General features: G+C 64.8%; 22 protein-coding genes and 2 tRNA genes. 22 read left to right on the top strand and 2 right to left on the bottom strand.

The annotated features are described in order from the left end of the window. Positions 1-37: 37 nt before the first annotated feature. The 8 genes from gltX to IEW81_RS09770 all read left to right on the top strand — a co-directional run bounded on the left by gltX (position 38) and on the right by IEW81_RS09770 (position 6,818). Complete coding sequence (gltX, locus tag IEW81_RS09735) at positions 38-1,513, top strand: glutamate--tRNA ligase (RefSeq protein WP_097059703.1); 1,476 nt, start codon at positions 38-40, stop codon at positions 1,511-1,513. Positions 1,514-1,555: 42 nt separating this feature from the next. Further along, positions 1,556-2,719 carry a lycopene cyclase family protein gene (locus tag IEW81_RS09740; protein WP_097059704.1) on the top strand — a complete coding sequence of 388 codons (1,164 nt, stop codon included), beginning with the start codon at positions 1,556-1,558 and terminating at the stop codon, positions 2,717-2,719. Beyond that, the gene (locus IEW81_RS09745; RefSeq protein ID WP_097059705.1) at positions 2,716-3,624 is read left to right on the top strand and encodes a Brp/Blh family beta-carotene 15,15'-dioxygenase; all 909 of its coding nucleotides are present in this window, start codon (positions 2,716-2,718) and stop codon (positions 3,622-3,624) included. The genes IEW81_RS09740 and IEW81_RS09745 overlap by 4 nt, the downstream gene beginning before the upstream one ends. Next, a complete protein-coding gene (locus IEW81_RS09750) occupies positions 3,621-4,310 on the top strand; it encodes a hypothetical protein (protein WP_097059706.1) in 690 nt (229 codons plus the stop codon). The genes IEW81_RS09745 and IEW81_RS09750 overlap by 4 nt, the downstream gene beginning before the upstream one ends. A gap of 34 nt (positions 4,311-4,344) precedes the next feature. Next, positions 4,345-4,419: transfer RNA gene (locus IEW81_RS09755), tRNA-Gln, on the top strand. A 362-nt stretch (positions 4,420-4,781) separates the two neighbouring features. Next, positions 4,782-5,408 (top strand): MerR family transcriptional regulator, encoded by a 627-nt coding sequence (locus IEW81_RS09760; RefSeq protein ID WP_097059707.1) that lies wholly within the window; start codon positions 4,782-4,784, stop codon positions 5,406-5,408. Then, a complete protein-coding gene (locus tag IEW81_RS09765) occupies positions 5,405-6,340 on the top strand; it encodes a hypothetical protein (RefSeq protein ID WP_097059708.1) in 936 nt (311 codons plus the stop codon). The genes IEW81_RS09760 and IEW81_RS09765 overlap by 4 nt, the downstream gene beginning before the upstream one ends. Next, positions 6,321-6,818 (top strand): GNAT family N-acetyltransferase, encoded by a 498-nt coding sequence (locus tag IEW81_RS09770; protein WP_097059709.1) that lies wholly within the window; start codon positions 6,321-6,323, stop codon positions 6,816-6,818. The genes IEW81_RS09765 and IEW81_RS09770 overlap by 20 nt, the downstream gene beginning before the upstream one ends. A gap of 123 nt (positions 6,819-6,941) precedes the next feature. On the opposite strand, the gene IEW81_RS09775 is transcribed toward IEW81_RS09770, so the two are convergent. Then, positions 6,942-7,583, bottom strand: a complete 642-nt coding sequence (locus IEW81_RS09775; protein WP_097059710.1) for an MBL fold metallo-hydrolase — start codon at positions 7,581-7,583, stop codon at positions 6,942-6,944. 97 nt (positions 7,584-7,680) lie between these two features. On the opposite strand from IEW81_RS09775, the gene IEW81_RS09780 reads away from it, so the two are divergent. The 5 genes from IEW81_RS09780 (at position 7,681) to IEW81_RS09800 (ending at position 11,904) form a co-directional block, all read left to right on the top strand. Beyond that, positions 7,681-8,601 carry a diacylglycerol/lipid kinase family protein gene (locus IEW81_RS09780; RefSeq protein ID WP_097059856.1) on the top strand — a complete coding sequence of 307 codons (921 nt, stop codon included), beginning with the start codon at positions 7,681-7,683 and terminating at the stop codon, positions 8,599-8,601. A gap of 51 nt (positions 8,602-8,652) precedes the next feature. Further along, a tRNA-Glu gene (locus IEW81_RS09785) sits at positions 8,653-8,728 on the top strand. Positions 8,729-8,924: 196 nt separating this feature from the next. After that, positions 8,925-10,307 carry an NAD-dependent succinate-semialdehyde dehydrogenase gene (locus tag IEW81_RS09790; protein WP_097059711.1) on the top strand — a complete coding sequence of 461 codons (1,383 nt, stop codon included), beginning with the start codon at positions 8,925-8,927 and terminating at the stop codon, positions 10,305-10,307. A 703-nt stretch (positions 10,308-11,010) separates the two neighbouring features. Next, positions 11,011-11,472: a Fur family transcriptional regulator gene (locus tag IEW81_RS09795; protein WP_097059713.1), complete on the top strand. Its 462-nt coding sequence runs from the start codon at positions 11,011-11,013 to the stop codon at positions 11,470-11,472. Positions 11,473-11,649: 177 nt separating this feature from the next. Next, positions 11,650-11,904 carry a hypothetical protein gene (locus IEW81_RS09800; protein WP_097059714.1) on the top strand — a complete coding sequence of 85 codons (255 nt, stop codon included), beginning with the start codon at positions 11,650-11,652 and terminating at the stop codon, positions 11,902-11,904. A 542-nt stretch (positions 11,905-12,446) separates the two neighbouring features. Here the strand turns inward: IEW81_RS09800 and IEW81_RS09805 are convergent. Continuing rightward, positions 12,447-13,532: a Glu/Leu/Phe/Val dehydrogenase family protein gene (locus tag IEW81_RS09805; protein WP_097059715.1), complete on the bottom strand. Its 1,086-nt coding sequence runs from the start codon at positions 13,530-13,532 to the stop codon at positions 12,447-12,449. Between the two features lie 151 nt (positions 13,533-13,683). Here IEW81_RS09805 and IEW81_RS09810 point away from each other — a divergent pair, with 151 nt between their 5' ends. The 9 genes from IEW81_RS09810 to IEW81_RS09850 all read left to right on the top strand — a co-directional run bounded on the left by IEW81_RS09810 (position 13,684) and on the right by IEW81_RS09850 (position 26,529). Next, a complete protein-coding gene (locus tag IEW81_RS09810) occupies positions 13,684-14,118 on the top strand; it encodes a pyridoxamine 5'-phosphate oxidase family protein (RefSeq protein ID WP_097059857.1) in 435 nt (144 codons plus the stop codon). Between the two features lie 172 nt (positions 14,119-14,290). Continuing rightward, the gene (locus IEW81_RS09815) at positions 14,291-15,301 is read left to right on the top strand and encodes a TerC family protein (RefSeq protein ID WP_097059716.1); all 1,011 of its coding nucleotides are present in this window, start codon (positions 14,291-14,293) and stop codon (positions 15,299-15,301) included. A gap of 126 nt (positions 15,302-15,427) precedes the next feature. Beyond that, entirely contained in the window at positions 15,428-16,084 is a 657-nt protein-coding gene (locus IEW81_RS09820; RefSeq protein ID WP_143544619.1) for a PP2C family protein-serine/threonine phosphatase, read from the top strand. Continuing rightward, positions 16,081-16,395, top strand: a complete 315-nt coding sequence (locus tag IEW81_RS09825; RefSeq protein ID WP_179691758.1) for an FHA domain-containing protein — start codon at positions 16,081-16,083, stop codon at positions 16,393-16,395. Before IEW81_RS09820 ends, IEW81_RS09825 begins: the two co-directional genes overlap by 4 nt. Positions 16,396-16,485: 90 nt before the next feature. Continuing rightward, positions 16,486-16,893 carry a DUF4190 domain-containing protein gene (locus IEW81_RS09830; RefSeq protein WP_143544620.1) on the top strand — a complete coding sequence of 136 codons (408 nt, stop codon included), beginning with the start codon at positions 16,486-16,488 and terminating at the stop codon, positions 16,891-16,893. A 365-nt stretch (positions 16,894-17,258) separates the two neighbouring features. Continuing rightward, positions 17,259-17,543 carry a hypothetical protein gene (locus IEW81_RS09835; protein WP_143544621.1) on the top strand — a complete coding sequence of 95 codons (285 nt, stop codon included), beginning with the start codon at positions 17,259-17,261 and terminating at the stop codon, positions 17,541-17,543. After that, positions 17,540-20,278, top strand: a complete 2,739-nt coding sequence (locus IEW81_RS09840) for a hypothetical protein (RefSeq protein WP_097059720.1) — start codon at positions 17,540-17,542, stop codon at positions 20,276-20,278. Before IEW81_RS09835 ends, IEW81_RS09840 begins: the two co-directional genes overlap by 4 nt. Before the next feature lie 49 nt (positions 20,279-20,327). Next, positions 20,328-23,903, top strand: a complete 3,576-nt coding sequence (locus IEW81_RS09845) for a tubulin-like doman-containing protein (protein ID WP_097059721.1) — start codon at positions 20,328-20,330, stop codon at positions 23,901-23,903. A gap of 1 nt (position 23,904) precedes the next feature. Beyond that, complete coding sequence (locus tag IEW81_RS09850; RefSeq protein WP_097059722.1) at positions 23,905-26,529, top strand: 6TM ABC transporter family protein; 2,625 nt, start codon at positions 23,905-23,907, stop codon at positions 26,527-26,529. The last annotated feature ends 11 nt before the right edge of the window (positions 26,530-26,540 follow it).

Below are 26,540 nucleotides of genomic sequence, written 5' to 3' on the forward strand. Positions count from 1 at the left end.
CTGTTGCCGTGCTCACCTCCTCGTAGACTTGACGGCGATGACCGCCTTATTCTCCACAGCCGCAGGAACCGACGTGCGCGTCAGGTTCTGTCCGTCGCCCACCGGGACTCCGCATGTCGGACTGATCCGCACGGCCCTGTTCAACTGGGCGTACGCCCGGCACACCGGTGGCACGATGGTCTTCCGCGTCGAAGACACCGATGCAGAGCGTGACAGCGAAGAAAGCTACCTGCAGTTGCTCGACGCGCTGCGTTGGCTGCACATCGATTGGGATGAGGGCATCGACGTCGGTGGGCCACACGAGCCGTACCGGCAGTCGCAGCGCACCAGCATCTATCTCGAGGTCATCGAGAAGCTGAAGGCCACCGGCCACCTTTACGAGTCATTCGCGACCGCGGAAGAGATCGAGGCCCGCAACGTGGCCGCCGGCCGTGACCCCAAGCAGGGTTACGACAACTTCGAGCGCGACCTCACCGCCGAGCAGAAGGCTGCGTTCACAGCCGCAGGGCGCCAGCCGGCCCTTCGCCTCCGCGTCCCTGATACCGACCTGAGCTTCGACGACCTCGTGCGTGGCGAGATCACCTTTCCGGCCGGATCATTCACCGACTTCGTCGTGGTCAGGCCCAACGGTGCGCCCCTCTACACCTTCGTCAATCCTGTGGATGACGCGCTCATGGGAATCACGCACGTGTTGCGCGGCGAAGACCTGCTGTCATCGACCCCGCGCCAGATCGCGCTCTACATCGCGCTCATCGAGATCGGAGTCGCCACCGCGATCCCTCGTTTTGGCCACCTGCCCTACGTCATGGGCGAGGGGAACAAGAAGCTGTCAAAGCGCGACCCCGAGTCGAGCCTGTTCCACCACCGCGATCGCGGGTTCATCCCCGAGGGGCTCATCAACTACCTCGCGCTGCTCGGTTGGTCGATCGCGGCAGACCGTGACGTGTTCTCGATCGAGGACATGGTCGCCGCATTCGACGTCGTCGATGTGAACCCGAATCCCGCCAGGTTCGACGTGAAAAAGGCCGAGTCGATCAACGGCGACCAGATCCGCCTCCTCGAGGTGCACGAATTCGCCAAACGACTCGAGCCCTACGTCGCCGACATGCTGAAGGATGACGGCGACCGCGCCATGCTGCTCGCGGCCGCACCTTTCGTGCAGGAGCGGATGCAACTGCTCGGCGAGTCCCGCGAACTGCTGGCCTTCCTGTTCACCGCAGACGACGACCTGACGTTCGCCGCCGACGCTATGCCCGGCACCGACGGTGTCGATGTTCTGGATGCGGCGTCCGCCGTACTGCCTGCCGTCGCGCCGTGGAACACGGAGAATATCGAAGCGGCACTTCGCGCCGAACTGATCGAGTCGAGGGGCATGAAGCCGCGCCTGGCCTTCGGCCCGCTGCGCACGGCAGTCTCGGGCCGTCGCATCAGCCCGCCGCTCTTCGAGTCGATGGAACTGCTCGGTCGCGAATCCACCCTGCGGCGCATCGAGAGGCTTCGAGCGAGCCTCTAGTCACGGGGCAGAGCACGCGCCGGGAAAGCCTAGAGTGGTACGGTGCCATCCGATCATGACGTCGACCTTGTCATTCTCGGCGGTGGCTGTGCCGGCCTCTCGCTGGCATCGCGGCTGGCCGACGCTCGCACGACGCTGAGGGTGGTCGTGCTCGAGGCCAGGACCGGTTACGTGGATGATCGCAGCTGGTGCTTCTGGAGGCCAGAGCACCACGACCTCAGCCATCTCGTGTCGAAGTCATGGTCGTCGTGGACCTTCGCGGGCACCGACGGGCGCACCTCGACCCGTTCGGTCCCCGGACTGCGCTACCAGTATGTTCGCGGGTCTGACTTCTATGCCGACGCGCTGCGCCGGGTGGCGTCATCCACATCCATCTCGATCCGCACCGGGGTGCAGGTGTCCGCCGTCGAACAGGCGGGCGATGGCCTGCGAGTGCAGACCGATTCGGGCGACCTCATGACCCGCTGGGTGGTCGATACCCGACCTCGGCGACTTCCGGCGATGCTCTATCAGTGCTTTGCGGGCGTCGAGATCGAGTCTGATGCACCGCTTCCGTTCGACATCGACGAAGTTGGACTCATGACCGGGATGCGCTCCGACGATACCGGTCTCGGATTCACCTACATTCTGCCGTTGACTCCCACGAGTGCCGTGATCGAGTGGACCAGGTTCAGCGTCACGCCGCTGCCCGAAGCCGACCTGGTGGCCGGGCTCGACACCGTGCTCGCCGGGCAGGGCCTCGCGTCTGCGCGAGTGATCCGGCGCGAAGGGGGTGTGCTGTCGATGGGACGGCCCCCTGGGGTGCCAGGCACTCTGCCCGGGGTGGTGCAGGCCGGGATGGGGGGTGGCGCGCTGAGGGCCGCGTCGGGCTACGCGTTCCTGCGCATCCAGGGCTGGGCCGAGCACTGCGCCAGGGAGTTGATACGCGGTCGGGCGCCGGTCGGGCATCCACCAGAGCCGTGGGATCGCAGGGAGATGGACAGGATCTTCCTGCAGGCCGTTCGCGCGCGGCCCGCAAAGACCGGTGACTACTTCCTGTCGCTTGCCAGCAGGGTTCCCCCGAAACGGCTCGTGCGTTTTCTCAGCGACCATGCGACGATCGGCGACTACGCACGCATCATCGCCAGCCTCCCGCTGTTGCCGTTCCTCGCCGAGTTGCCTCGCAGGCCCGAGCTTTTTCAACATACCGAGGAGGTTGCAGGATGACGACCATCGCCGTACGGCGTCCCCCGCTGGAGACGTACCTGTTTTGCGGATTCTCCCTGGTTGCCGTGGTGGTGTTCCTCACCCCGGCTGTGGCACCGCCCCTCCAGGCTCAGGTGGTCGTGCTGGGCGTGCTCGCCGCGGTACTCGGCTTACCACATGGGGCACTGGATCCGCTCATCGCCCGTCGGCTGGGGCTGTGGAAGGGGCCAGCCGGGTTCGCGGTCTTCAACCTCGGCTATCTCGGTGCCGTGGTTGCGGTCGTGCTGCTGTGGCTGCTGAACCCCATCGCCAGCCTCGTGGTGTTCCTGGCCGTGTCTGCCGTGCATTTCGGGGCAGATTGGAATGGCGACCGACCGATCTGGCTTCGCATCACTGCAGGCGTGGGGCTGCTCTCTCTGCCCTCCCTGGGCCATAGGGTCGAGGTCGCCGGACTCTACGAGACGCTGGCCCCGGGCGGCGGGGAGGCGATCTCGACAGTGCAATTCTGGATAGCGCCGGTCGCCCTGATCGGAATGCTCGTCGGGGCAGTGCTCGCGTTCCGCCGTCGACGACCGAACGAGTCGGTGGAGCTTGTTCTCGCTGCTCTCCTCGCCGTCGTCGCGCCGCCGCTGGTGTTCTTCGCCATCTACTTCTGCGCACTTCACAGCGTGCGGCACCTGCGGTCCGGTTTCCGTGCCGAGAGCCGCGGTCGGCTGACGGCCCTCATCGTCGTGCTGTACACGGCCGTGCCGATCCTGGCTGCGGTAGCCGTCCTGCTCGTGTCGTTGTCTGCAGGCCCGGTCGTCGCCGTGGATGACCGGCTGCTGCAGATCGTCTTCATCGGCCTCGCCGGCCTCACGGTGCCGCACATGATCCTCGTCGGGCTCGAGTCGAGGCGAGGCGCCCGAGCAATGGTGGACGCATGACGCCGTTCGACGTGAAGCGAAATCGTCCACGCTGGGTGGGATGGATTCCTGCTGCCGTGCTGGTGCTGATCGTCGCCGGGGTGGGCATCACCTCCGCCGTGCTCGTCGGCAACGGGCTGGGCGGGCCGGCGCCAGCGCCGACCGTGGGGGAGGTGACCGAGCTCAACTGGTCATCCTTCACTGACGACGGACTCGCCTACATCGAGAGGTCGCGCGATGTGCGCATCGACCTGTCACGATTGCCGACGGATGCGGCGTCCCTCGCCCTCGCGGCGGACGGCACGACCACCATCGGCCCGAGCGAGAACTTCGACACCGACAACGACTATTACCTGATCGTCAACGGCGGTGGTGAAGGTTTCGGCGGAAAACGGTTCACGGTGAGCCAGCTCGACATCACCACGAGCGGAGGGGAGATCTCGCACATCGTCGCGCAGTCGAGCGAGATCCTCCCGTTCAGGCTTGCGGTCAACACCCTCGGGGCTGAGGCCGCTGAATTCGGCTGGCAACCCCTGGATACCGATGCGATCTTCGCCGACGTCAACAGGTCGGTGGCGGCGGGGGAGCCCTTCGGGTTCACTGTGGCGCCAGGGCAGCGGCTTGGGATGGGTGTAGCGGCCAGCGCCAACTGCGGCCAGTCGGGGTCCTGCACCGTCGAGTACGACATCACTCCTGCGGTACGCTAAAGTTGGCAGTCGGCCCGACCTCGGTGGGGCCCTGTGGGGTATGGTGTAATTGGCAACACGGAAGATTCTGATTCTTTTGTTCTTGGTTCGAGTCCAGGTACCCCAGCCAGATAATTTGCATAGGGCTGCTCGTGTCAGGCAGCACTCCCGGAGCCGCTTCCCTCACGGAGCCGCTTCCCTCCCGGAGCCGCTTCCCTCACGCAGGCCCACGCGCTCGTTGCGGCCGTCGCCGTCTGACACAGCTCGGTCTCGGAGTGGCGATGGCAACCGTCAACGCGAAAGACAAGCCAGGTATTTTCATGGCGGGTTGCCCGACCTCGTGCAGCCCCTGACGGAGCAGAAATTGTTCCATTCGCCGTATGTCGAGACGTCGATCAGCACGTCAACACATGGACAGTGCCACTATGGACAGTGCCGCTATGGACAGTGCCACTATGGACAGTGCCACTACCGATAGTTACACTATCGACCATGAAGATATCGGAACTGAGCGAATGCAGCGGCGTGAGCATCGCGTCCATCAAGTTCTACCAGCGCGAAGAACTGCTCCCCGAGCCAGAACGGACCAGCCCGAATCAGGCCCAGTACGACACACAGCACGTCGATCGGCTGCGACTCATCCGCGCACTCGTCGATGTCGGAGGGTTGTCAGTCGCTACGGTGCGCACCGTGCTCGCCGCCGCCGAATCCGACATTCCGATGGACTGGGCGATGGGAGTCGCCCAGCGCGCCATTCCCGGATCGGTCGAACTACCGGCGACAACCACGCGTGGGGTGTCAGAGATCGACACCATCACCGAAACGTTGGGCTGGAAGGTATCTCCGGACAATCCCGGGCGAGGGATGGCGGCGCGGGTCATCGACTCGTACGTCCAACTCGACCACGAAGAGATCCTGAGCGTGCTGCCGGAGTACTCGCGCGCGGCGATGATCGTTGCCGCAGCAGACCTGGCCTCCGTGGGACTGCAACCCAGCAGGATGCGGATGTCTGAGACCGTCGTCGTCGGAACTGTGCTCGGCGATTCCCTCTTCGCGGGGCTTCGCCGGATGGCGCAGGAAGACGAAGCGCGCCGACGTTACGCCCAGGTGCAGTCATGACCGGCCACCGGCCCCTGCTGTGGCTCGCGGTGGGGATGGCTGCCCTCGCCGGTGTCGCGATCGTCGGGATGGTCATCGACCCGCGCGAGGTGCTCGGCGCGCCCCTCTGGGCCAAGCCGCTGAAGTTTGCGCTATCCATCGGCATCTATGCGCTGACGCTCTCGTGGCTGATCGGGCAGTTGCACAGGATGCGCCGGCTCGCCCGCATCGCTGGCACTGTCAGCGTCATCGGCCTGGTCATCGAGGTGGTCATCATCGCGGGGGCGGCAGCGCTCGGCGACACCAGCCACTTCAACGTATCGACGCCGTTGCACTCGGTTCTCTGGTCGGTGATGGCCTTGTCGATCGTGGTGGTCTGGCTGATGACCCTTGTCGTGGGGATCGCGCTGTTCCGCAACCCGCTGGGGGACCGCGCGAGAACCCTCGCCATCAGGGCGGGCGTGATCATCGCGCTCGTGGGCATGGGCCTCGCGTTCCTCATGACGGGACCCACCGCGCAGCAGCTTGACGACTTCCAGGGCGTCGCTGGCGCTCACGCCGTCGGTGTCGCCGACGGTGGCCCCGGCCTCTTCCTGCTCGGCTGGAGCACCGTGGCCGGTGACCTCCGCATCCCGCACTTCGTGGGCATGCACGCCCTCCAGGTGCTGCCGATCGTCGTGATCACGCTCGAACTGCTGTCGCGCAGGATCCCGCGGCTCACCTCACCGCTGGTTCGCCTGCGGCTGGTGCGTGTGGCTGTCGTCGCTTACGCTGCCACCGTGCTGGTGTTGACCTGGCAGGCGCTGGCAGGCCAATCGATCGTGAGTCCTGCCGGGGCTATCCTCGCCGCAGGGCTGACAGTGGCGGCAGCCACCGTCGTCTCAGCGCTGGCCTCCGTGCTGGTTCCCGATCGGGATGCGCGATCATTGATGGATGCAGATTCGGCCCGCTGACGACTCCGACCTCGATGCCATCCTCGAGATCCACAACCACGCCATCCGCGAGACGACCGCGATCTGGACCGAGATCGAGGTCGAACGCGGCGACCGCGAACGGTGGCTGGCCGCACGGCAGGCTGCCGGGCATCCTGTCATCATCGCTGAGGTTGATGGGGTGCTCGCGGGCTACGCGGCGTATGGCCCGTGGCGGGAGAAGTCGGGGTATCGCTTGACCGTCGAGAACTCCGTGTACGTCGCGGGGAACTTCCAGCGACAGGGCGTGGCGATGGTGCTGATGGTGGAGTTGATCCGCCTGGCGAAGGAGCGGGGCATCCACGTCATGATCGCGGCGATCGATGCGCAGAATGCCGGGTCGATCGCGCTGCACCGGCGGCTCGGATTCGGTGAGCCAATGGTGGTCACCGAGGTCGGGCTGAAGTTCGACCGATGGCTCGATCTCGCCTTCATGCGCCTGCAGCTGTCAGGCGACTGAGACTGAGCCCGATCGGCCAGCGCAGCTCCCCGACGACGTCCCGGGCGGGCCCGATGGTGCGACGATGCGATGGTGCGACGGGATGCGGTCGCCTTCGCAAATGCACGAGCTGCCGAGCCCGCACTACAGGTCGAGTGACTGCCCTGCGGCAAGCTTCACGTACTCGCCTCCACCCTGCTGGGTTGCGGCTTCGAGGCGCTCGCCGTTGATCGAGATACCGATCTGTGACAGCACCGCCTCGTGAACCGGGAACGCGCGGCGGGGAGCGACAGCGAGAACGTAGTCGATAGCTTCGCCGACCTTCAGCCAGGGTGCCCCGATGGGTGCGGCGAGAGTGTCGACAGGCACGTTCGGCAGGGTGAGCGAGTCGCCGGCGTAGTAGAAGCTGTCGTCGATGAGCACCGCGACATTGTCGATGACCGGGATCGATTCGTGGATGACAGCGTGCTTCTCCCCGATGAACTTCAGTGAGAACGGCCCAACCTGGAGTTCATCCCCATTCTTGACCGTCTCGACGGTGAGGTCGTGGTCTGTGACGGCGGCAGCTACTCCGCCGGGGCCGAAGATGCGTGCGTCGGGGTTCCGCTCGAGGATGCGCCTCAGCTGCTCCGGGGTCCAGTGATCGGCGTGCTCATGGGTGACCACGATGGCGATGACCCCGGTGACATCGTTCAGGGGAGTGGTGAATGCTCCCGGATCGATGATGATCGTCGAACCGCTCTTCTGCACGGCCATGCAGGCGTGCTCGTACTTCGTAATCTTCATTATTCGACACTATTGCGACCTGCCCGCAGATCGGCCTCCCTGTACTGCGGGGCTGCCGTGGGGTATGCACCCGCTGCTGCATAATGACGGTGTGACGATGAAGCCGCTCCGCCTCGTAGTGGCGATCAACCCGACAGCGTCATTCGGCAAGAGCAGCAGTGTCGGCCCCGCCGTCGTGCAGACCCTGCGGGCGATGGGCCACGATGTGACGAGCCTGCAGGAGCCAGACTTCGAGCAGCTGATGGAGTCCGGTCGCAAGGCCGTGTCGACCCGTCCGGACGCGTTCATCGTGGTCGGCGGCGACGGGATGGTGAGCCTGGCCGCGAACCTGCTGGCTGGCACGAAGGTTCCGCTCGGGATCGTGCCGTCCGGCACTGGCAACGACATGGCCCGTGGCCTCGGCATCCCGCACGAGAACACCGAAGCTGCGATCAGGATGCTCACCGACCTCCTGCAGGGGCCACCCCGCACTATCGACGCCGGTCGCGTCGAATACGTCGACGACGAGACGGGGCGCGCATCCACCCGCTGGTTCGCCGGCTGCCTGTCTGCCGGATTCGACGCCGTCGTCAATGAACGAGCCAACCGGATGCGGCGCCCGACCGGTCCGAGCCGGTACACGATCGCCATCGGACTGGAGCTGCTGAGGCTCAAACCCATCCCGTACCGACTCGTGCTCGACGGCCAGCCGCTCGAGACGTCGGCGATGCTCGTGAGCGTCGGCAACAACGTGTCCCTCGGGGGCGGGATGAAGGTCACCCCCGACGCGAAGGTCGACGACGGTGCGCTCGACGTGCTGGTGGTGCAGCCGCTGTCGCGCATCCAGTTCCTGCGCATCTTCCCCAGGGTGTTCAAGGGAACGCATCTCAGCGACCCGAGGGTCGCCGTACACCGGGTCAGGACCATCCGCATCGAGTCGATGGTCGCGGTCGTCTATGCGGACGGAGAGCGGATCGGCCCAGCCCCCGTCGACATCACGGTAGTGCCGGGCGCGCTCAGGATCTTCGCGCCCGCCTGACGTTTTGGGAGTGGTGCCCAAGGTGTGGCATACTCGTGTAGTTGTCGCGACGGCCCCATCGTATAGCGGCCTAGTACGCTGCCCTCTCACGGCGGTAACACGGGTTCGAATCCCGTTGGGGTCACCACCGCCCGGCTCTCTCGTTTGTCGAGAGAGCCGGGCATTTTGTTTTCCGGAAAGCAATCGACTTGTTTTCCGGAAAGCAACCGGCAGCGTGAAGTGGACTCGGCGCGCATACGCCGCTAGCTTCGATCTTGACATTGTCGCCCGCAGCTTTGCAGCGGCGATAATCGTCGGATCGCACATATCGAAGGAGCTATCGCATGAGCCACTACGCCGTCATCAATCCCGCCACGGGCGAGACGTTGAGTGAGTACCCGGAGATCACGGATGCAGGTCTGCATGATGCGGTCGGATCGGCTCATGCTGCCTACACGGAATGGTTGCGAAATGCTCCCGTCGCCTCGCGTGCTGCGTTGATCGCCCGGGTTGCCGAGCTGCACACCGAGCGTCGCGACGAGCTCGCCGACATCATCGTGCGCGAGATGGGCAAGCCACTCGACCAGGCATTCGGTGAGGTGGATTTCGCGGCCGCGATCTACCAGTACTACGCAGACAACGGCGAGGCGTTCCTCGCGGACGAGCCGATCGCGCTCGCTGATGGCGGCGGATCCGCGTTCATCCGACGCGCGGGGCTGGGTGTGCTGCTCGGCATAATGCCGTGGAACTTCCCGTACTACCAGGTCGCCAGGTTCGCGGGCCCGAACATCGTGGTCGGCAATACGATCCTCCTGAAGCACGCTCAGCAGTGTCCGGAATCCGCCGCGGCCATAGCACGCATCTTCGATGACGCCACCGCCGAGGTTGGGGCCCACGCCGGGGTTTACGTCAACATCTACGCCTCGAACGACCAGATCGCGACGGTCATCGCCGACCCCCGGCTGCAGGGCGTATCGGTCACCGGCTCTGAGCGTGCCGGCGCAGCGGTGGCCGAGCTCGCTGGCAGGCACCTGAAGAAGGTGGTGCTCGAACTCGGGGGCTCAGACCCGTTCATCCTGCTCTCGACCGATGATCTCGATGCAGCAGTGCAGGATGCGGTCAACGCACGACTCGACAACAACGGGCAGTCGTGCAACGGCGCGAAGCGCTTCATCGTGATCGACTCGCTCTACGACCAGTTCGCGGCGAAGTTCATCGAGCTCTTCACGGCAGCACAACCCGCAGATCCGATGATGGATGGCACTCTCCTCGGCCCGCTCTCGTCGGCGGCAGCGACCGAACGACTCGACGAGCAGCTCGCACGGGCCGTGGAGCAGGGCGCGACGGTGCTCGCCAGCGGAACGACGAGCGGCAACTTTTTCCCGCCCGCTGTGCTGGCCGACGTCACGCCCGACATGGACGCCTATCACGAGGAGTTCTTCGGCCCCGTCGCAGCCCTGTACCGGGTGTCGAGCGAGGAGGAGGCCGTGACGCTCGCCAACGACACTCCCTATGGGCTGGGCTCGTATGTCTACACGACAGACCAGGAGCAGGCGCTGCGGATGGCTGACGCGATGGACGCCGGAATGGTCTGGATCAACCTCGTGCTGGGCGACTCGGCCGAGCTTCCCTTCGGTGGTGTGAAGCGGTCGGGCTCCGGCCGCGAGATGGGGCGCTTCGCGCTGGAGGAGTTCGTCAACAAGAAGCTCATCCGCATCGCTGGCTGACCCCCGAGCGGCCGGGGCCGGCTGTTCCTCCCATTGACGTTACGTACGCGGTCGATGGGCGATTTGCCGCCGATGCCGATGCCGATGCCGGTGCCGATAGCGGGTTTGCGGTGATTGTAGCTGTGGACCCAGTCGTCGCAGGTGGCGGCTAGGGCGGCGTCGGAGTTTCGTTTGCCGTGCTCTGTTTGTTGTCGCTGAGGACCTTGGAGTACACGACCCGAGGGTGGTCATCGATGGTGGAGTGAAGGTAGGCGTATCCGGTCGGGACAGAGGCTCGCCGGTTCGTCCTGCTGGCTGTTTCGCCCAGGGTTCTCCAGCCCACCGTCAGGAATCCGGCCAAGTTTCTTCGCGTCGATATGGACCAGCTCGCCCGGGTTGGCATGCTCGTAGCGGACCAGTCTCGGCATACGAATCGTGAGCCCGGTATTCAGATCGATATGTCCCACCAGCGGCATCCGGTAGCGGGCGATGACCTCCGACTCCGTCGACGGTGGCAGATGCAGGTGGTAGCCGATGTGGTGCGGACCCCACCCGCGAATGGACCGCAACGCGATAATTTGTCGCCCTGTCCGCCGACTCGACTGGTTCGGTGAGCTGTGGGGTCGTGACGACCGGTCGGCGGGAGAGCAGCATCTGTGGCGGCCCGCAAAGAAGACTTCGGTCTAGATTTGACTTATTCAAAACAACTGGTAATGTTCTTGTTATGACGCAGCTTGATCTCCCCGCATCGGCCACCTTGGCCGATTCAGTTCGTGCTGCCGGCCTGAAGGTCACTTCTCCACGGCTGGCAGTTCTGACAATGCTGCAAAATGCTCCGCACTCCAGTGCCGAAGATGTCTTCGCCGGTGTGCGGAACGAATTGCCAGGAACCTCGGTGCAAGCCGTGTACGGAGTTCTGGCTGCGTTTACGGCTGCGGGCCTCGTGCGTCGCATCGATCCGGCAAACTCACCCGCGCTGTTCGAGTGTCGTGTGGGAGACAATCACCATCACATCCTCTGCGTCAGTTGCGGAGAACTGAAAGATGTCGACTGCGTCATCGGCGCTGCCCCGTGCTTAGCTCCATCTGACACCTCGGGCTTCACGGTATACGCGGCCGAAGTTACATTCACCGGACTGTGCGAACCATGCAACAAGCAGCTCGCACTCGAGGATTCTGCAGAGTAAAAAATCAGGAGCAATAGCGCTCCCCGCGGTAGTCGGCGTTCATTGCGTCGAACAGCTGCGTTTCTCGCCCTACCGGTCGCGTTTATCGTCGACCGGTCAGGACCCGACATCCACCCGTCCATCGCGCCATTAATACTTCATCAACGTCCGACTAACGCCCAAACAAAGGAATACACCATGACGATGACCCATGAAATCGACATCTCCACCATCTTCGACCTCATCACGAAAAGCGACTCTGTCACTCCGACCCTCGCCCCGCAGGCGGGTACCTTCGTCACAACGTACGCTCCGTTCGTGTCGGTCGTGGGAACCTACGTGACAGCGTCACACGGTGCGGCGCCCCGCGATCAGGTGCACGGTCGCTACGTGAGCAATGCCAGCCCCGTCGCAACTGCCGACGGTTCTTATGTGACCAGCCAACTCCGCTGATCTCGTAGCGCTTTTACCCGGCGCACGCTACCGCGCAAGCTACCGCACAGGGCGAAAGCCCGGGAGCGAGCAGTTCGATCGCGTGCTGGCGTGCGCCGGGCCCCGCACCGGTGAAACTGGCAACAAACCACCGCAACAAACCACCGCAACAAACCACCGCAACAAACTCTCGCGCAGCGTGTTTTGGCGGCACGGCTCTCTGGTGGGGAGATCAGGTCGTCAATTGGCCAAGTGCAGTCGCACCAGATCGTCCGGCCAGCCCATATCGCCTATCAGCACCAGGGCATCCTCGGCGCATCAGCGGCCGGGGATGTTCCGCTCGCGCTCGACTGGTCCGCGAGCCCACTGAGGGCGCCCGCAACCAGCTTCTGTAGAAGTTCGATAGCGGGTCATTCCTATGACCATCACCGTCGCGGTACCCGACATCGCGATGCTCGATCGCCTTTCTCCCTCGGGGGACGACGTCGTCATGACGGTGTGGATGACAGAGGTCCTCACCCTTTCGCGTTCCGCCACCCACACAACCTCCGCGGGAAGAACGCCTAGGCAGCGACCAGGCGGGCTTCGGCCAGCCGCTCGGCCGCATCCAGCGTCGTGATCCCCTCGGCCACAGACTCTCGAAAGATGGTTGCGACGGTCTCGCCGATGGCTTCCACCCGCAGGGTGATCGCCTCAGCGTCAGCGTCGGGTCGCGTCGCCATGTCGAGGTAGATCACGCCACCGCCGTTGACGACGAAGTCTGGCGCCCACAGGATGCCCCGGCCGGCGAGCTCTGCGGCACCATGACGATAGGCGAGCTGGTTGTTCGCGGCCCCGACCACACCATCGACCTGCAACTCGGCGATCACCTGGGGGCTGAGAGCGCCACCCAGTCCGCACGGCACAAAGAGGTCGGCATCGACCCGGTGCGCCTCATCGGCGTCGACCCACGTCGCTCCGAGTTCGGCGGCCAGCAACTTCCGGTCGAGATTGATGTCGCTGACGGTCAACACGGCGCCGGCCGAGGCAAGGGCTCGAGCAAGCCGACCGCCCACCTGGCCGAGTCCCGAGATCACGATGTGGCGGCCACGAACATCACGGGAGCCGAACAGGGCCTCGCAGGTGGCGAGAATGCTGGCATACACGCCGGCCGAGGTCGCGTCTGCCGGTTCCCCGACTCCGCCCAGGTCGGTGGGCAGCCCGCACACGTGCTCGGTGCGCTCGGCCACGATCGCCATCAGTTCTGCGCTTGTACCGACATCCTCTGCCGTCATGTACGCGCCGTTGAGGCTCTCTATGGCGTCGCCGAGGTCGAGCATCGCATCGCGCTTCTCGGCGTCGGTCAGAGTGACGCCCATGGGCAGGTGGATGACCGATTTGCCTCCTCCGCGATTAAGGCCCGCGGCAGAATTCTTCAGTGTCATGGCCGCCGAGAGTCGAAGCGCGTCGGCAACAGCGTCGGTCCAGTGCGGATAGTTCCACATCCGCGCGCCACCGAGCGCCTGGCCGAGGGCGGTCGAATGAACGGCGACACTGATGACGAGCCCGGATCGCCTGCCGGTCGAGATGAGCACGTTTTCGTGGCCGAACTCGGCATTCGCGATGAAGGAAGGTGCGGCATCCAGCGTCGTCGGTGGGTGCAGTGTCATGACATTCTCCTGAGTCTGGGCCTCGTGGGCGCATCAGTAATAATGGGGTGGAGCAGGGCGCGAGGGTGTGCACCCGAGGTCAGCGTATCGCCATGGAACTCCCGCGTCACCCCTCGCACCGGTGAGGCTCGCGGCGGGTTATGGTCGGAAGATGAGCCATGATGCGCAGGATGCCGCTGCCGACCGCTTTCTCAGTTCCGAGGGGCTGCAGTTCGTCACGGACTACCACCTCGCCACCCTGTCGACGCTCGCCGACGATGGCACCATCCACTCTGTGCCGGTGGGGTTCACCTATGCCGACGGCATCGCCAGGGTGATCACGGGCGGGGGCACCCAGAAGGTGCTGAACGCGGCGCGCGGGGGAATCGCGACCATCAGCTCGGTGGATCGTGCGAGGTGGCTGACGGTGAGCGGCACCGTGAGCATCCACGAGGATGCGGACACCGTCGCCGATGCGGTCGAGCGCTACGCCGCGCGCTATCGACAACCCAGGGTCAATCCCTTACGCGTAGCCATGCTCGTCGAGGTGAACCGCGCGATGGGCTCGGCCGGGATGCTTGCGAGCAACCAACCGCAGCGACCCTGAAGGCGCAGTAGGCTGGTTCTAGCGAAGGGAAGTATCCCGCCTCGCTGGGTCCGTCACGGTGCGCGTCGTCGCTCGCCCGGGCCAGCGGCATCCATCCCACCATCACGGTGCTGACGGCTGCGGGAGAGACTTTCACCTGTCCCCTAACCAACCCTCCCCTGAACGGAAGTACATGGAAGCCTCCCTTCCCGTCTGGTTCGAGATCACCTCCTACGTGGTGCTGCTCTCGATCCTCGCGTTCGACCTGATCCTCGCCTATCGCCGGCCACACGTACCGTCGACGAAAGAATCGGCGATCTGGGTGAGCATCTACGTCGGGCTCGCGCTCGTGTTCGCGCTGCTCATGCTCTGGCAGGGATCTGTCGACCACGCCGCCGAATTCATTGCCGGCTGGGTGACGGAATACAGCCTCAGCATCGACAATCTGTTCGTGTTTGTCATCATCATGGCGCGGTTCTCCGTGCCGCGGAAGTATCAGCAGGAAGTGCTGATGGTCGGCATCCTGATCGCGCTCGTGCTGCGCGGGTTGTTCATCCTGGCGGGCGCGGCGCTCATCGAGAACTTCAGTTTCGTCTTCTACATCTTCGGGCTGTTCCTCGTCTACACCGCGATCCAGCAGGCCCGACAGCACCACGACGACATGGAGCAGCAGGAGAACGCCATCATCCAGCTGCTGCGCAAGCGGATCGCGATCTCAGACACCTACAACGGGGCGAAGCTGCGCACCACCATCGACGGTAAGAGAGTTTTCACGCCGATCCTGGTCGTCTTCGTCGCCCTGGGCATCACCGACCTGGTGTTCGCGCTCGACTCGATCCCCGCGATCTTCGGCATCACGACCGATCCGTTCATCGTCTTCACCGCGAACATCTTCGCGCTGATGGGTCTGCGCCAGCTGTATTTCCTGCTCGGCGACCTGATCGACAAGCTCGAATACCTTCACTACGGCATCGCCTTCATCCTGGCCTTCATCGGTGTGAAGCTGTTCTTCCACGCCCTGGCCGAGAACGAACTGCCGTTCATCAACGGTGGGGAGCACGTGGAGTGGGCTCCCGAGATCTCGACGTGGGCGTCGCTGGCGGTCATCCTGTCGGCGATGACGATCTCCGTGGTCGCGAGCCTGGTCAAAATCCGCATCGACAAGAACCGCGCGAGCAAATCGACGGAGTCGGTCGACCGCTGACGACGCACCGCACCGAGGCATGGGCAGCACTGCCCATGCCTGCTGGTGCAGGGTTTCTCCCGGCGATTGGTACCGTGTAGACACCTGCGTCTCAAGGGTTGCGCAGGGCAAGCGGGGGAGAGCCGGATGTCGGTCGAGATCAGTCGCGAGTTTGCGCTGCCCGGGGTCACGGTGCGGTTCCGTTTCTCGGGGCACACCGATCGCGGTGCCGTCAGGCGCATCAACGAAGACAGTTTCCTGATGTCTGCCCCGCTGTTCGTGATCGCGGATGGCATGGGTGGGCACGCCTTCGGTGACCGGGCCAGCCGGGCGGCCATCGCCGTATTCGCCGATGCGCTCATGGATGGCGCCCCCGCGAGCGCCACCGCCATTCTCCAGACCGTCACGCGGGCCAACGCTGCGGTGCTCGAACTCTCCGTCGGTAGCGACGCCCTGTCGGGTACCACGCTGACCGGTGTGGCGTTCGTCGATCTCGACTCGGCTGGCAACTACCACTGGATGGCCTTCAACGTCGGGGACTCTCGTTCGTACAGCTGGGACGGCCGCACGCTCACCCAGCTCAGCGTCGATCACTCTGCCGTGCAGGAGCTCATCGATTCCGGTGTGCTGTCGAAGGCGGAGGCTGAGCGGCACCCGTGGCTTCACCCGTCGCACCGCGGGTCGACGACGACCTGCACGCGCCTGTTGCGACCGAAACCGTCTCGGCTGAGGTTCCGGCCGCCGTCGACGACGCGACGAGTATCAGCGTCTCCCGTCACACCGCTCCAGCTTGGTGCCTCGTGATCGAGGGCCGCGAACCGGTTGCCATTGAAGGTCCGCTCTACCTCGGGCGTAATCCTGTCGCTGCTGCCGATCATCCTGAAGCACCTGTGCTGGTCGTGGATGACGCGTCCAAGTCGATCTCGAAGACGCACGCAATGCTCGAACTCGACGCCGACGGCCTCTGGGTGCACGACCTCGACTCGACCAACGGCGTCTGGGTGGTGCCGGCCGGGGAGGACGCGACCGAGGTTACACCCGGGCAGCGGATGTCCGTGCCTGCGGGCGCCGACCTCGAACTGGGAGACCTTGTCATCCAGGTGGAACAGGGCTAGCTGGTCTAATTGACATAGTGGCGCATCGATCGGCGCGCAACTCTCGTGGGCCGGAACTGTGCCTACTGGCAGCTAAAAAGGTGAAGGTACATGACGCAAGAGCAAATCGCGCAATGCCCGCAGTGTGAGCGGACGTATCAGGAAACAGATCGATTCTGTCAAATTTGTGGAGTCCAGCTTCAGTTGGTGGCGCCATCAACGGCGCCGGTCGCGCCGCAGCCCCATCCTCAAGTGCTTGCCTCTAAACCTCTGGCAAATTCCGCCGTGCAGGTGCGCTGGAATACTCAGGCCATCCTCGGTTTCGTATTTCTACTTGTGGGGATAACTGTTGCCGCAATCCCTTTTGCGCATGTCGCGTTGGCCAAGTTGAAGACGACGGGCGAACGTGGGAGACCACTGGCGATTGTCACTCTCGTATTGGCCTACCCACTCTTTGCTCTCGTGATGACTCTGTTCATCACCTCAATCGTCATAGCTGCCACCGGAGGAGCCGGCTGACGCGAACAATCGGTAAATTCGTAAACCGACTTGTAGCGAAGGAGTAATTTATCCGCTACCGTGAGGGGCTCTCAACTGTCAATATACCGGGAGCAGGCCCAAGCGTATTCCGACCCTGCACCGTGAGGTTTTCTCTTGCCGTTTCTCGCCGCTCGCGCAAGTACCTTGTGCATCTTCGACCGATTCTGTGACCATCACTGATGGCGCCGGATGACTTCGACTTCGGCGTATATAACAGACCTTCGTCGTCTCCGGCCGGAGATGTCAATGGAACGAAGTACGATCAGAACGATTATTCGGCCGCCGCATTCGTTGACGAATCAGGCTTCTCTAGCGCTGCTTCATTCGAAAGCGCGGGGCCCCCAGTGCGTTGGGTTTCAATCGGTATCGCCGCAGCTGTCACCGGTGCGGTTGTCGCGATCGTGCTCGGACATGCCCCGCCGCTCGCTTGGTTGGCGTGGGCGCTAGCGGGCCCCATCGCGATTGGGCTGTTCTCGATCTTCTCGTTACGCGACACCAAGCAGCGAGCGATGCCCCTGTACGGTGAGCGCGCCGCCGTGACCTGGACCCTGCGCATCGGATGGGTCCTCGCGTTCGTCGGCGTTGTACTTGCCGCGCTGCGCCTTGCGGATTGGGCGGGTCGGCTGTGAGCGCGCGCGGGGTCGCAGGCCGCGTAGCCCTCGTCGGCTACGTCGTTGCCTCCTTGCTCGTTGGAGTTCCCGCGACGGCGGCGCCTATTGCCCCAGTCTTGCCCCGGGTCAATCAAGTCGAGAGTCGTGACACCGATCCCGTCTCCCGCTTTGGCGCATGCCTCATCGCTGGCGGTCAGGGGGACCTGCTCATGCTCATCGACGAGTCGGAGAGCCTGAAGACCACCGACGCCCAGAGCACCCGCGTGAGCGCCGTGCACTACCTCCTCGACCAGTTGTCGTCGTTCGTTGACACGTCATCCGTCACACTCGACGTACGCTTCGCCGTCTTCGGTGATGCGTACACGCCGCTCAACGGCTGGACGGCCCTCGGTTCGGCGAACCTTCCCGGCCTTCAGTCGGTCGCCGCAACCCTCGCCGACCGCAATTCGGGCTTCGACACCGACTACTGGACCGCGCTGGAGAACTCCCGCCGAGAACTCGCCGACCGGAAAGCCGCGCGCGCGGGCGCCCCGACATGCCAGGCCATCGCGTGGTTCACCGATGGCCTCCTCGACTTCGGAATCCGCACAAACGGCTACCAGCGCGACAACTTCCCCAATAAACAGTACGCGCCCGACATCACGATCGACAGCGAGGCGAAGGCCGTGCAGGTCGTTGGCATCGCACGTGAGCTCATCTGCACGCCCGGCGGCCTCGCCGACCAGCTGAGGTCTTCCGACGTTGAGATGTTCGCCATAGGTCTGCAATCGGGTGGGCTCGACTTCGGGCTCGTTAATTCGATCGCCACAGGCCCCGGATGTGGCGCCATTGTCGATCCGGTGCCCGGGCTGTTCACCATGGCCTCCGACATCGACGGGCTGCTCTTCGCCTTCGACGCACTCGGCCGCCCTGGCGAGGCGGCGATCCACACCGAGTCCGGCATCTGCCAGATCTCGACGTGCTCCGAGGAGACCCACCGCTTCGTGCTCGACGAGTCGACCCCGACCGTGCACATTCTGGCATCGGCGGAGGTCGGTGGCCTGAACATCTCGCTCATCGCTCCGACGGGTGAAACGATCTCGCTTGAGCCGAAGACCGTCGACGAGACTTCGACGGCGCAGAACGCCTCAGCGGCGACCGCCTACTCCTGGCACTCCGACAAGACCGTGTCGATCGATCTCTCCGAGGTCGCGCCCGGCGGCTGGTCTGGCTTGTGGCAGCTCGCCTTCGTCGACCCGACGGGTAGCTCCGCCGACAAGAAGTCGTTCTCCAACGTGCGCATCTCCTCTGACTTTGTGCCGGTGGTCGTTGGGCCGGCCACCGACAAGTGGTTCCGTGATGACACTCTCGAGCTCCAGCTGGGGATCGCGGATGCCTCCGGCCGGAGCGTGGACGTGTCGACGCTGCTCGGCGAGCTCGCGCTCGATGCGACGTTCGTCGACGCGAAGGGTAAGCGCACCGAGATCGCGAGCGGATTGGACAAGACGACCATCAGCGAGCCGCTCGACATCGATCTGAAGGATGTGGCGATCGGCGAGGCCACCCTTGAGCTCGACCTCGTGCACACGACGGCCGCGGTGACGGGTGCTGACGGCGCCGTCGTGGAGCCGGGTACGGAGTTGCAACCGCAAAACATCGAAATCCGGATCCCGGTGGAGCCCCCGCTCGACTTCCCGTCCACGCAGTCGACCGTGAACTTCGGCACGCTCGAGGGCGGGACGACCGTCGAGACCACTATCCGGCTCGAAGGCGAGGGCTGCATTTGGCTGGACTCGACGACCGTCGAGTTGCTCGCATCGCCGGCTGAGGCCGGCGCGGTGACGGTCACGAGCCCCACCGCCTCAAGCGCGGCCGACTGCCGTACGGGCGTGTCGCTGCCCGTCGTGCTGACCCTCGACTCGAGTGCCAACGGCACGGTCAACGGCTCGTTCGACGTCATGCTGTCACCCTCGGGGGAGAGTGAGCGGGCGATCCCGGCGACGGTCACGTTCACCGCAGACCTGCGCAAGCCGTTCAACGAGGCCATCGGCACTGGAGCGTTCCTCGTCGCGCTAGTCCTCGGTATCGGCATCCCGCTCGGCCTCGTGTACTTGCTCAAGTTCGTGATCGCGAAGATCCCATCGCGCGCGCTGCTCTCGCAGCGCATCTCGGTGACTGTTTCGGGCGAACGCGTGCTGCGTGAGGGTGCGACCTTTGCGCTGCGCGATACCGACCTCACCGATCTCACGGGCATCAAGCCCGGCGGGGCACGTTCGCTCGACCTCGCGGGCGTCTCGCTCTCCACGCGAATCGGCCTGTGGCCGTCGAGAGCCGGCTACGTGGTCGTCGACGCCCCGGGATTCGTGTCGGCCTCTGACCAGACTCCGGCCTGGGTCTCGCGGAAGGCTCCGCGCGCACGCCTGCCACTCGCCGTGCACAACCACTGGATCGTGCTGCGCAGTCCGGGCGGCCCGGCGGACCAAGCCGAGGTCATCCTGTTCGTTAGCGGCGACGCCGACAGTGATCGCAAGCAATCGCTCGTCGAGCACCTGAATGACCACCTGCCCGTCGTGCTCGAGCGCCTTGTCGAGGCCGGGGGAGACACCCCTTCCGAAGGGCCCGTCGACGAGTGGGGCTCGGGTGAGAGGGCGACCTCCAACGTGGGCGCCGGCTTCGATATTGATCCGGGGTACCCAAGCGGGCCTTCGGGTCCCGCCCCGGGCGGCAACTCGCCGTCCAGCGGTTCGTCCTCGGGCTTTGGCTTCGACGACTAAGTGCTGACCCTGCATATCCCGTTTCACCCCGAAAGATTGGCTGGATGACGTGAGAAAGTTCCTTGTCGTAGGTTGCGGCGGTTCGGGCGGAGCAACGCTCGCGTACATGATGGACCAGCTTCGCTCGGAGGTCGCGGCCAAAGGTGTCGACCGCATCCCGGACGGCTGGCAGTTCATCCACATCGACGTTCCCGTGAGCCCAGAGAGCGAGGCACCGGGCCTCGGATCCGTGCGCGATCTTGGCGGTACCTATTACGGGACCGGAGCCTCCGGAGTGAGCTACGCAGAACTGGACCACAGAGTCAGCCAATTGCTTCGCCAGACGAATAGCCTCGGTTCAATCGCCACATGGTCACCGAGAACTCCCGAAGAGGTCGACGTACCCATCAGCGCTGGTGCGGGTCAATACCGATCCATCGGACGGATGATCACGCTCAACAAAGCAGCCATGGTGCGACAGTCCCTCGAAGAAGCATGGAAGCGCCTGTTCAAGGTGGAGACCGACGGCGAAATGGCTGATCTCCTCTTCAAGATGCCAGCCTTGGGATCGTTCAACCCAGAGGATCCGCCCATCGTAATAGTCGTCTCCTCCATGGCGGGCGGTGCGGGCGCCTCGATGGCTATCGATGTGTGCCGGCTCCTCACCCTCATTCCCGGCCTCTCGTCGACACTCATGGGCGTTTTTATGGTGTCGGCTGACCTCTTCGACGGCTTGCCGCAGGCAGCGAGGACTGGAGTGAGGGCCAACTCGCTTGCGATGTTGGGAGAGATAGTTGCGGCGCAATCCGGCGCGGCTCGCGAACACGATGTCGCGCTGCTGGAGGCGCTGGGGCACCAGAACGGCGATGGTGAACGAGTGCCGTTCGCGCGGGTGTTCCCGGTGGGACGGTATATCGGAGCACAGGGAACGCAGTTCGGCGATGGTTCTGCACAAGCGGTCTATCGCGGTCTCGGTCGTGGTCTTGCCGCGATGATGTCGAGTGGATCGGCGACCAAGCAGTTCGTGGCCTACGACCTGGGTAACACAGGAGCATTGCCCATGGATCGCGATCACTTCGGATGGGGAGTCACAGGAAACTCTTTGCCGTGGGGCTCGTTCGGTTTTGCGAGCCTCAGCATGGGCCGCGAGCGATACCGGGAGTACGCGGCGCAGCGGCTAGCCCGCACGGCGGTCGACCGCCTCATCGCCGGCCACATGCAGAAGGGGAGCACCGCGTCGCCGAGCCAGCAGATCGACGTACTGCTCGGCAGCCAGTGGGCGCGCATCTGCGCCGACCTCAGCCTGCCAGCCGACACCGGCAAACCCGACACCGGCAAACCCGACACCGGACCTATGCTCGATTGGTTCCTCGGCACCGCCTACCCGCGCGAGCAGGTAGAGGGCACCGCCCGCACCCTCGTCGAGAGCCAGCTCTCGTCGTTCATACCGTCGCCTGGCGGCGTCGCGGCAGCCCAGTGGCTCCCCGTGCTGAAGACCAAGCTGCGTGAGCGTAGGTCGGCTATGGCCGCGGGGGTGAGCCAGGCCGCTCACCAGTGGGCGTACGGCTGGCAGCAGAGCTTCGTCGAGCACCTCATCGCCGTGACCGAGGGCGCCGTGGCGACCTTCGGCGTGCCGTTCGCTACCGCGATGCTCGACCGCGTCGAGGAACACCTCTCTAACACCGTCATCAAGGGCCTCGAGGAGCTCTCCAAGCGCGGGCCGCAGGATATCGCGAGCGTCCCCCAGGACTTCGAGGCGAAGATTGGTGCCATTCGCGGTGCGATCTCCAACGGACAGGATGTCGTCGACCAGCTCAGCGGGAGCTACCGCAAAGTGTTCCGCGACGGTCTCGCCGCGCAGTCGGCGGGGCTCGCTGGGCAGATTCTTGCGACCTCCGCCTCGGGCCTCACGGGCCCGCTCAAAGCGTCGCTCAACGAGGGCCACACGCTGCTCGCGAACGCCAAGGCATCGAATGACCAGCACACGGGCATAGCGAATCTTGCCACCGAAATCTACGGCGCGTGGCCCTCCGATCACGATGCAAAGGTCCCGAATCGCTTCGATGTCGCTAACAACGAGGTGCTTCTCACTCGATCGAGCGATTTCCCCGCCCAGTACCAAGGTGACGTCATGCTCGCAGTCCAGACACCCGGCGATGAGGCGCTCAACTTCGTGGGCGCTCGTGCGACGGCGATCGGCCAGATCATTGGCGGAACGTGGCGCACAACGGGTGCCGCGCGTCCACCGCTCGGCCTCATCACCCAGTCGGCGCCGTGGCGTACGGCAGTGTTCGCCGTTAACCCAATCACGAACGCCGTCCAGGTGCCGACCAACGCGCAGTTCGACGTTCACGTGCGCCCAGCAGAGGTGTTGGCGCGCGCCCGCCAGTTCGTGGGTCGCCCGATGGAGTCGTTCGACAGGTTCTGTAATGTCTCGCTCGGGGAGTTCGTCAAGGGCATCGGCGCAACGGAGTCGGAGATCGCTGGCCGACGACGGGACATCTCCTCGAAATTCCGCGATGCATTGACCCTCGCGCGACCGTTCGTCAGCGTGAACACCACCGCTGTCCTCACGATGCATGGAACCGAGATGGCCTACCGGTACAAGTTCTCCGACATCCCTTTCGACAAAATCCAGGTCGTGGTCAACGAGCTAACTGCAGCGTTGGAGTCAACGCCAGCTATCGATTCGTCCAGTTTCGACAACCTAAGGGAGGCTCTTTCCGACACTGAAGGCGTGACAAAGATCGACATCTTCGGTTCGTATCCGAACTACTCTCCAATAGTTTTCGATTCCATCCTGGAACCGGTAGCGAAGGAGTGGGCAATGATGCCCACAATGGGCAGGAGTGATTTCTGGAAGTGGCGGCGATCGCGCCCGCTCACGGCGGCTTTGCCCATGGGCGCTGAGGAGCGGCGGGCGATGGTTGGCGGATGGTTCATCGGCCAGATCGTCGGTCACATCCGTATTCCAGAGGCTCCCTACACCACTGGGGTGCAGATTTGGGATCCCGAGACGACGAGGTGGGTCGGGTTCCCCAACCCTCTTCTGACTCCCCCGACCAGCAAGGGGTTTGCAAACTACGACTGGCTACCGGCGGTTCTGGAGTCGATTCTCCTTGCTATCTCGCGTGCTCACGAGGCCCCGGTCATGGGCTCGCTGCGGGCATACCGACTCCTGCGAGAGCTCTCTGACGCGGGCAGCCAAGAGCCTGCGGGTGGATTACTCGAAGGCTCGGCCAAGAACACGATCGGCGCTTGGCTCGCGACTGGTGTCACAGCGGGCGGCTTGCCGTCCAGAGTTCCCAACATCGCATCCGCGCAGACCGGCCAAGAGCGCCTTGAGCTCACTCGCGTGTGGCTTCAGGGAATCGAGAAGCTTGCTGGGGAGCAATTCCTCGCGGCGGGTGAGTCTGGGGCTACGGGAGGGGGTGCGTTCAGCGCCATCACCTCGCGCGCTCAAGCATCTTCGACCCCGATCTTCCACGATGTTGCCGGAGACGTATTTGTGGAGGTCCGAAAGATCTTGGGGATGCTGGAAGAGGCGCTCGCGGTCGGCTCGGGGGTGGGGCCCTTGCCAGTAGCGGCACAGTCCCCCCCGGAACGCCCCGAGGACTTCACGTTGCCCGAGGGTGGGGTGTTCTAGGGTGGCGTCTCTCGTCGTCCTGCTCGCACCCACCGGCCCCGTCTCGGTGGTGCGCGAGGTGCTTACTGACCTATCGGCGGTCGGCCTCGTCGAACCATTCGTGTGGGTGGCGGCGGATGCTGTGGAGCACTCGCCGATCGTTGCGCTCTCGGTGTCCGGGGGGCGCTCTTCCGGGACGACCCTGCAGGCGATCGCGATGGGAGCCGGCGTCGACCGAGTGCGCCTCGTCGTTCTCGTACCAGTCGTTGAGGGTGCTACGCAGATCAAGTCGCGCCTCGAGCAGAAGGTGGCCGAGCTCCTCGGCAACACCATGGGCGGCGTGCCGCTCACGAGGATCCGCGCGATCATCACGCGCGCCGGCGACACCACGACCACGCCGCACCTGGGTCGCGTCGGGTGGCACAACGTGCTGCTCGCGCCCGAGCAGGCCTCCGGCCCGGGCCTCGGGCACTCCCTGCTGCAGACTACAACCGACAGCTTCGACATCGGCACGCAAGCGGCTACCGCCGTCGCCGGCGTCGCGGGCCTGTGGGCGGGTGTCGCGGGCAGCCCCCTCGATTCCGAGACCGTCGACCCCGGCGAGAGCGTGCGCCTCGCCCGCTCGTTCTTCCGTCGACTGCAGAGCAGCGCGCTCGAGACGCAGCTGCGACGACGTGTCACTGCGACGTCCGAGTCGCTTCCGCTTCCCGTCGAGGGTGGCAGCACGTCGGTTTATGTGGATGACAACTCGCTGGCCACGAGCACAATGGCGAAGGCCCTGTGGGCCCGCCACCAAGACGTGCTGCGGGGCCCTCGCGACACCCCCCCGCGAAACGCTGCTACGGCTATCGGCTTCTGGGGCGCATTGAAGATGTTCTTCGGCTTCCTGTGGGCGTCGGTCAAGGGCGCGCCGGGTCGGTGGGTCGACGGCGTGCTGACCAAGGTCAAGTCGGGTGTGGCAGAACGCGTGCACGCCGCGGTCTTCGGAGACAGCCCGTCGGCGTACGCAGTGGTCGTGGGCGGCGTGACCGCGAACGGCCTTCCCGCGTCGTGGCTCGACCTGGCCGACGCCGCGGATGCCCTCGAGGACGTACTCGAGGATGCCGGCGAGGCGCGAGAGCACCATGCCGTCAGCGACCACTCCGCCCTGTGGAAGGATTTTTGCGCCGGCGCCTTCACCCTCGCCGACGGGGGTGACCGCGTGCCCGGTCTGTCCCCCGTGCAGATCGGCACCCAGCGCGCCGTGCTGCGCACAGTGGACCTCGTGGTGCCGACGCCGTCGTCGCGCTTCACAACACTGCCCGGCCACATTGCCGCGCGCATCGAGGTGGAGGGAGTCGACGCGTTCGACGTGCTCGCCATCAACAACCTGCACCAGCGACTCCTGCACCTGCAATCCGAGCCCGCGCTCGGTCTCGAGGTCGGTGGGGCCCTTGAGGAGCTCGGCGTCTGGAACACCGCACACCGCGGCAGCTATGCCGGTCGCGTCGGCTCGGTGCTGGGTGAGGCGGTAGTCAACACCGGCGCCGAGATCAAGGAACTGATCGAGCGCCTGCGCGCCGCTGGGGCCGCTGAGGATCTCGCGAGCAATACGACCTCGCGTCAGAAACGTCTATCGCGTACGCTGCGCGTGCTGGGCGTCATCGCCATCGTGCTCGGTATCGCGGTGGGTGCGGCCTTGGGGCTCGGGTACCTCGAGGCGACCCTCGCGATCATCCTCGGGGTGGGTATGCTCGTGGCGTGGTTCGTGGCGAGCATCGTGACGTTCATGCGCGGCCAGCGAGACTTGTTTCGGCTCATCACCTCGCGCACCGAGCTCATCGCTAACACCGAGGTGATGAAGCGCAACCTCCGCCAAGCCGTGCGTGATCTGCGCCGCCTTACGGACGCGTACTCGCAGTACCTGACGTGGTCGCGCCTGCTCGGCGCGATGCTCGCCGCGCCGCTCGGCCGCGCCCCCGAGGCCCATGAGGACGGCGCGCGCCTGAGTCCCGGCCTTCCGCTCTCAGTACGGCTCGGTTCGGCCGCGGTCAACGACGAGGCCCTCGCCAACGCTGTCGTCGCCCTGCGCCGTGACATCTTCCGCACCGGCTGGCTCACTGAGCCCTGGGAGGCGCTCATCGCGTCAGCGCCGGCAACCATCGGCGCCGAAGGGTACGAACTCAAGGACGACCCGACCCGGATCTTCAGCCAGCCCGGCACCGGTGACACCTCACTGCTGGTGAAGTGGGTGTCGATCGTGGCCGAGAAGGGCGTCGACTCCAAGGTTGCTGACCGCCTTTGGGGTTCGGTACAGGCACAACTCGATGGCGACAAGAAGGAGCTGTCGGATGCGCTCCTCGGCTCGATCGTCGAACTCGGTCAGCCCGGGACAACCCGCGTGCCCTACGACACGTTCATGGCGCGTGTCGACTCGCCCGACTTGGTCGGCGCTACGGGACAGTTTGATGGCGCGGTGTTCACGCTCGAGTCTCGTGCGGCAGCACCCTCGGGCGTGGATCGCTCGTGGGGTCTGCAGCAGCGCGTGGGCCTCTCGCGCATCGCCGTGCTCACCCAGCTGTCGCAGGGCGCGCCTCCGTACATCTTCGTGGCGAATGCTGTTGAGGACATCGGTCCGACCGTTGTCGACAACGGCCTGACCTTCTAGCCGACCGAGTC

The sequence above is a fragment of the Salinibacterium xinjiangense genome, from assembly GCF_014645015.1.
GTDB classification, from domain to species: domain Bacteria; phylum Actinomycetota; class Actinomycetes; order Actinomycetales; family Microbacteriaceae; genus Rhodoglobus; species Rhodoglobus xinjiangensis.

Bases quoted from the DNA above. Each gene is read 5' to 3' on its own strand.
- gltX (WP_097059703.1), top strand. From the start codon at position 38: ATGACCGCCTTATTCTCCACAGCCGCAGGAACCGACGTGCGCGTCAGG.
- IEW81_RS09745 (WP_097059705.1), top strand. From the start codon at position 2,716: ATGACGACCATCGCCGTACGGCGTCCCCCGCTGGAGACGTACCTGTTT.
- IEW81_RS09750 (WP_097059706.1), top strand. From the start codon at position 3,621: ATGACGCCGTTCGACGTGAAGCGAAATCGTCCACGCTGGGTGGGATGG.
- IEW81_RS09760 (WP_097059707.1), top strand. From the start codon at position 4,782: ATGAAGATATCGGAACTGAGCGAATGCAGCGGCGTGAGCATCGCGTCC.
- IEW81_RS09765 (WP_097059708.1), top strand. From the start codon at position 5,405: ATGACCGGCCACCGGCCCCTGCTGTGGCTCGCGGTGGGGATGGCTGCC.
- IEW81_RS09770 (WP_097059709.1), top strand. From the start codon at position 6,321: ATGCAGATTCGGCCCGCTGACGACTCCGACCTCGATGCCATCCTCGAG.
- IEW81_RS09775 (WP_097059710.1), bottom strand. From the start codon at position 7,583: ATGAAGATTACGAAGTACGAGCACGCCTGCATGGCCGTGCAGAAGAGC.
- IEW81_RS09780 (WP_097059856.1), top strand. From the start codon at position 7,681: ATGAAGCCGCTCCGCCTCGTAGTGGCGATCAACCCGACAGCGTCATTC.
- IEW81_RS09790 (WP_097059711.1), top strand. From the start codon at position 8,925: ATGAGCCACTACGCCGTCATCAATCCCGCCACGGGCGAGACGTTGAGT.
- IEW81_RS09795 (WP_097059713.1), top strand. From the start codon at position 11,011: ATGACGCAGCTTGATCTCCCCGCATCGGCCACCTTGGCCGATTCAGTT.
- IEW81_RS09800 (WP_097059714.1), top strand. From the start codon at position 11,650: ATGACGATGACCCATGAAATCGACATCTCCACCATCTTCGACCTCATC.
- IEW81_RS09805 (WP_097059715.1), bottom strand. From the start codon at position 13,532: ATGACACTGCACCCACCGACGACGCTGGATGCCGCACCTTCCTTCATC.
- IEW81_RS09810 (WP_097059857.1), top strand. From the start codon at position 13,684: ATGAGCCATGATGCGCAGGATGCCGCTGCCGACCGCTTTCTCAGTTCC.
- IEW81_RS09815 (WP_097059716.1), top strand. From the start codon at position 14,291: ATGGAAGCCTCCCTTCCCGTCTGGTTCGAGATCACCTCCTACGTGGTG.
- IEW81_RS09820 (WP_143544619.1), top strand. From the start codon at position 15,428: ATGTCGGTCGAGATCAGTCGCGAGTTTGCGCTGCCCGGGGTCACGGTG.
- IEW81_RS09830 (WP_143544620.1), top strand. From the start codon at position 16,486: ATGACGCAAGAGCAAATCGCGCAATGCCCGCAGTGTGAGCGGACGTAT.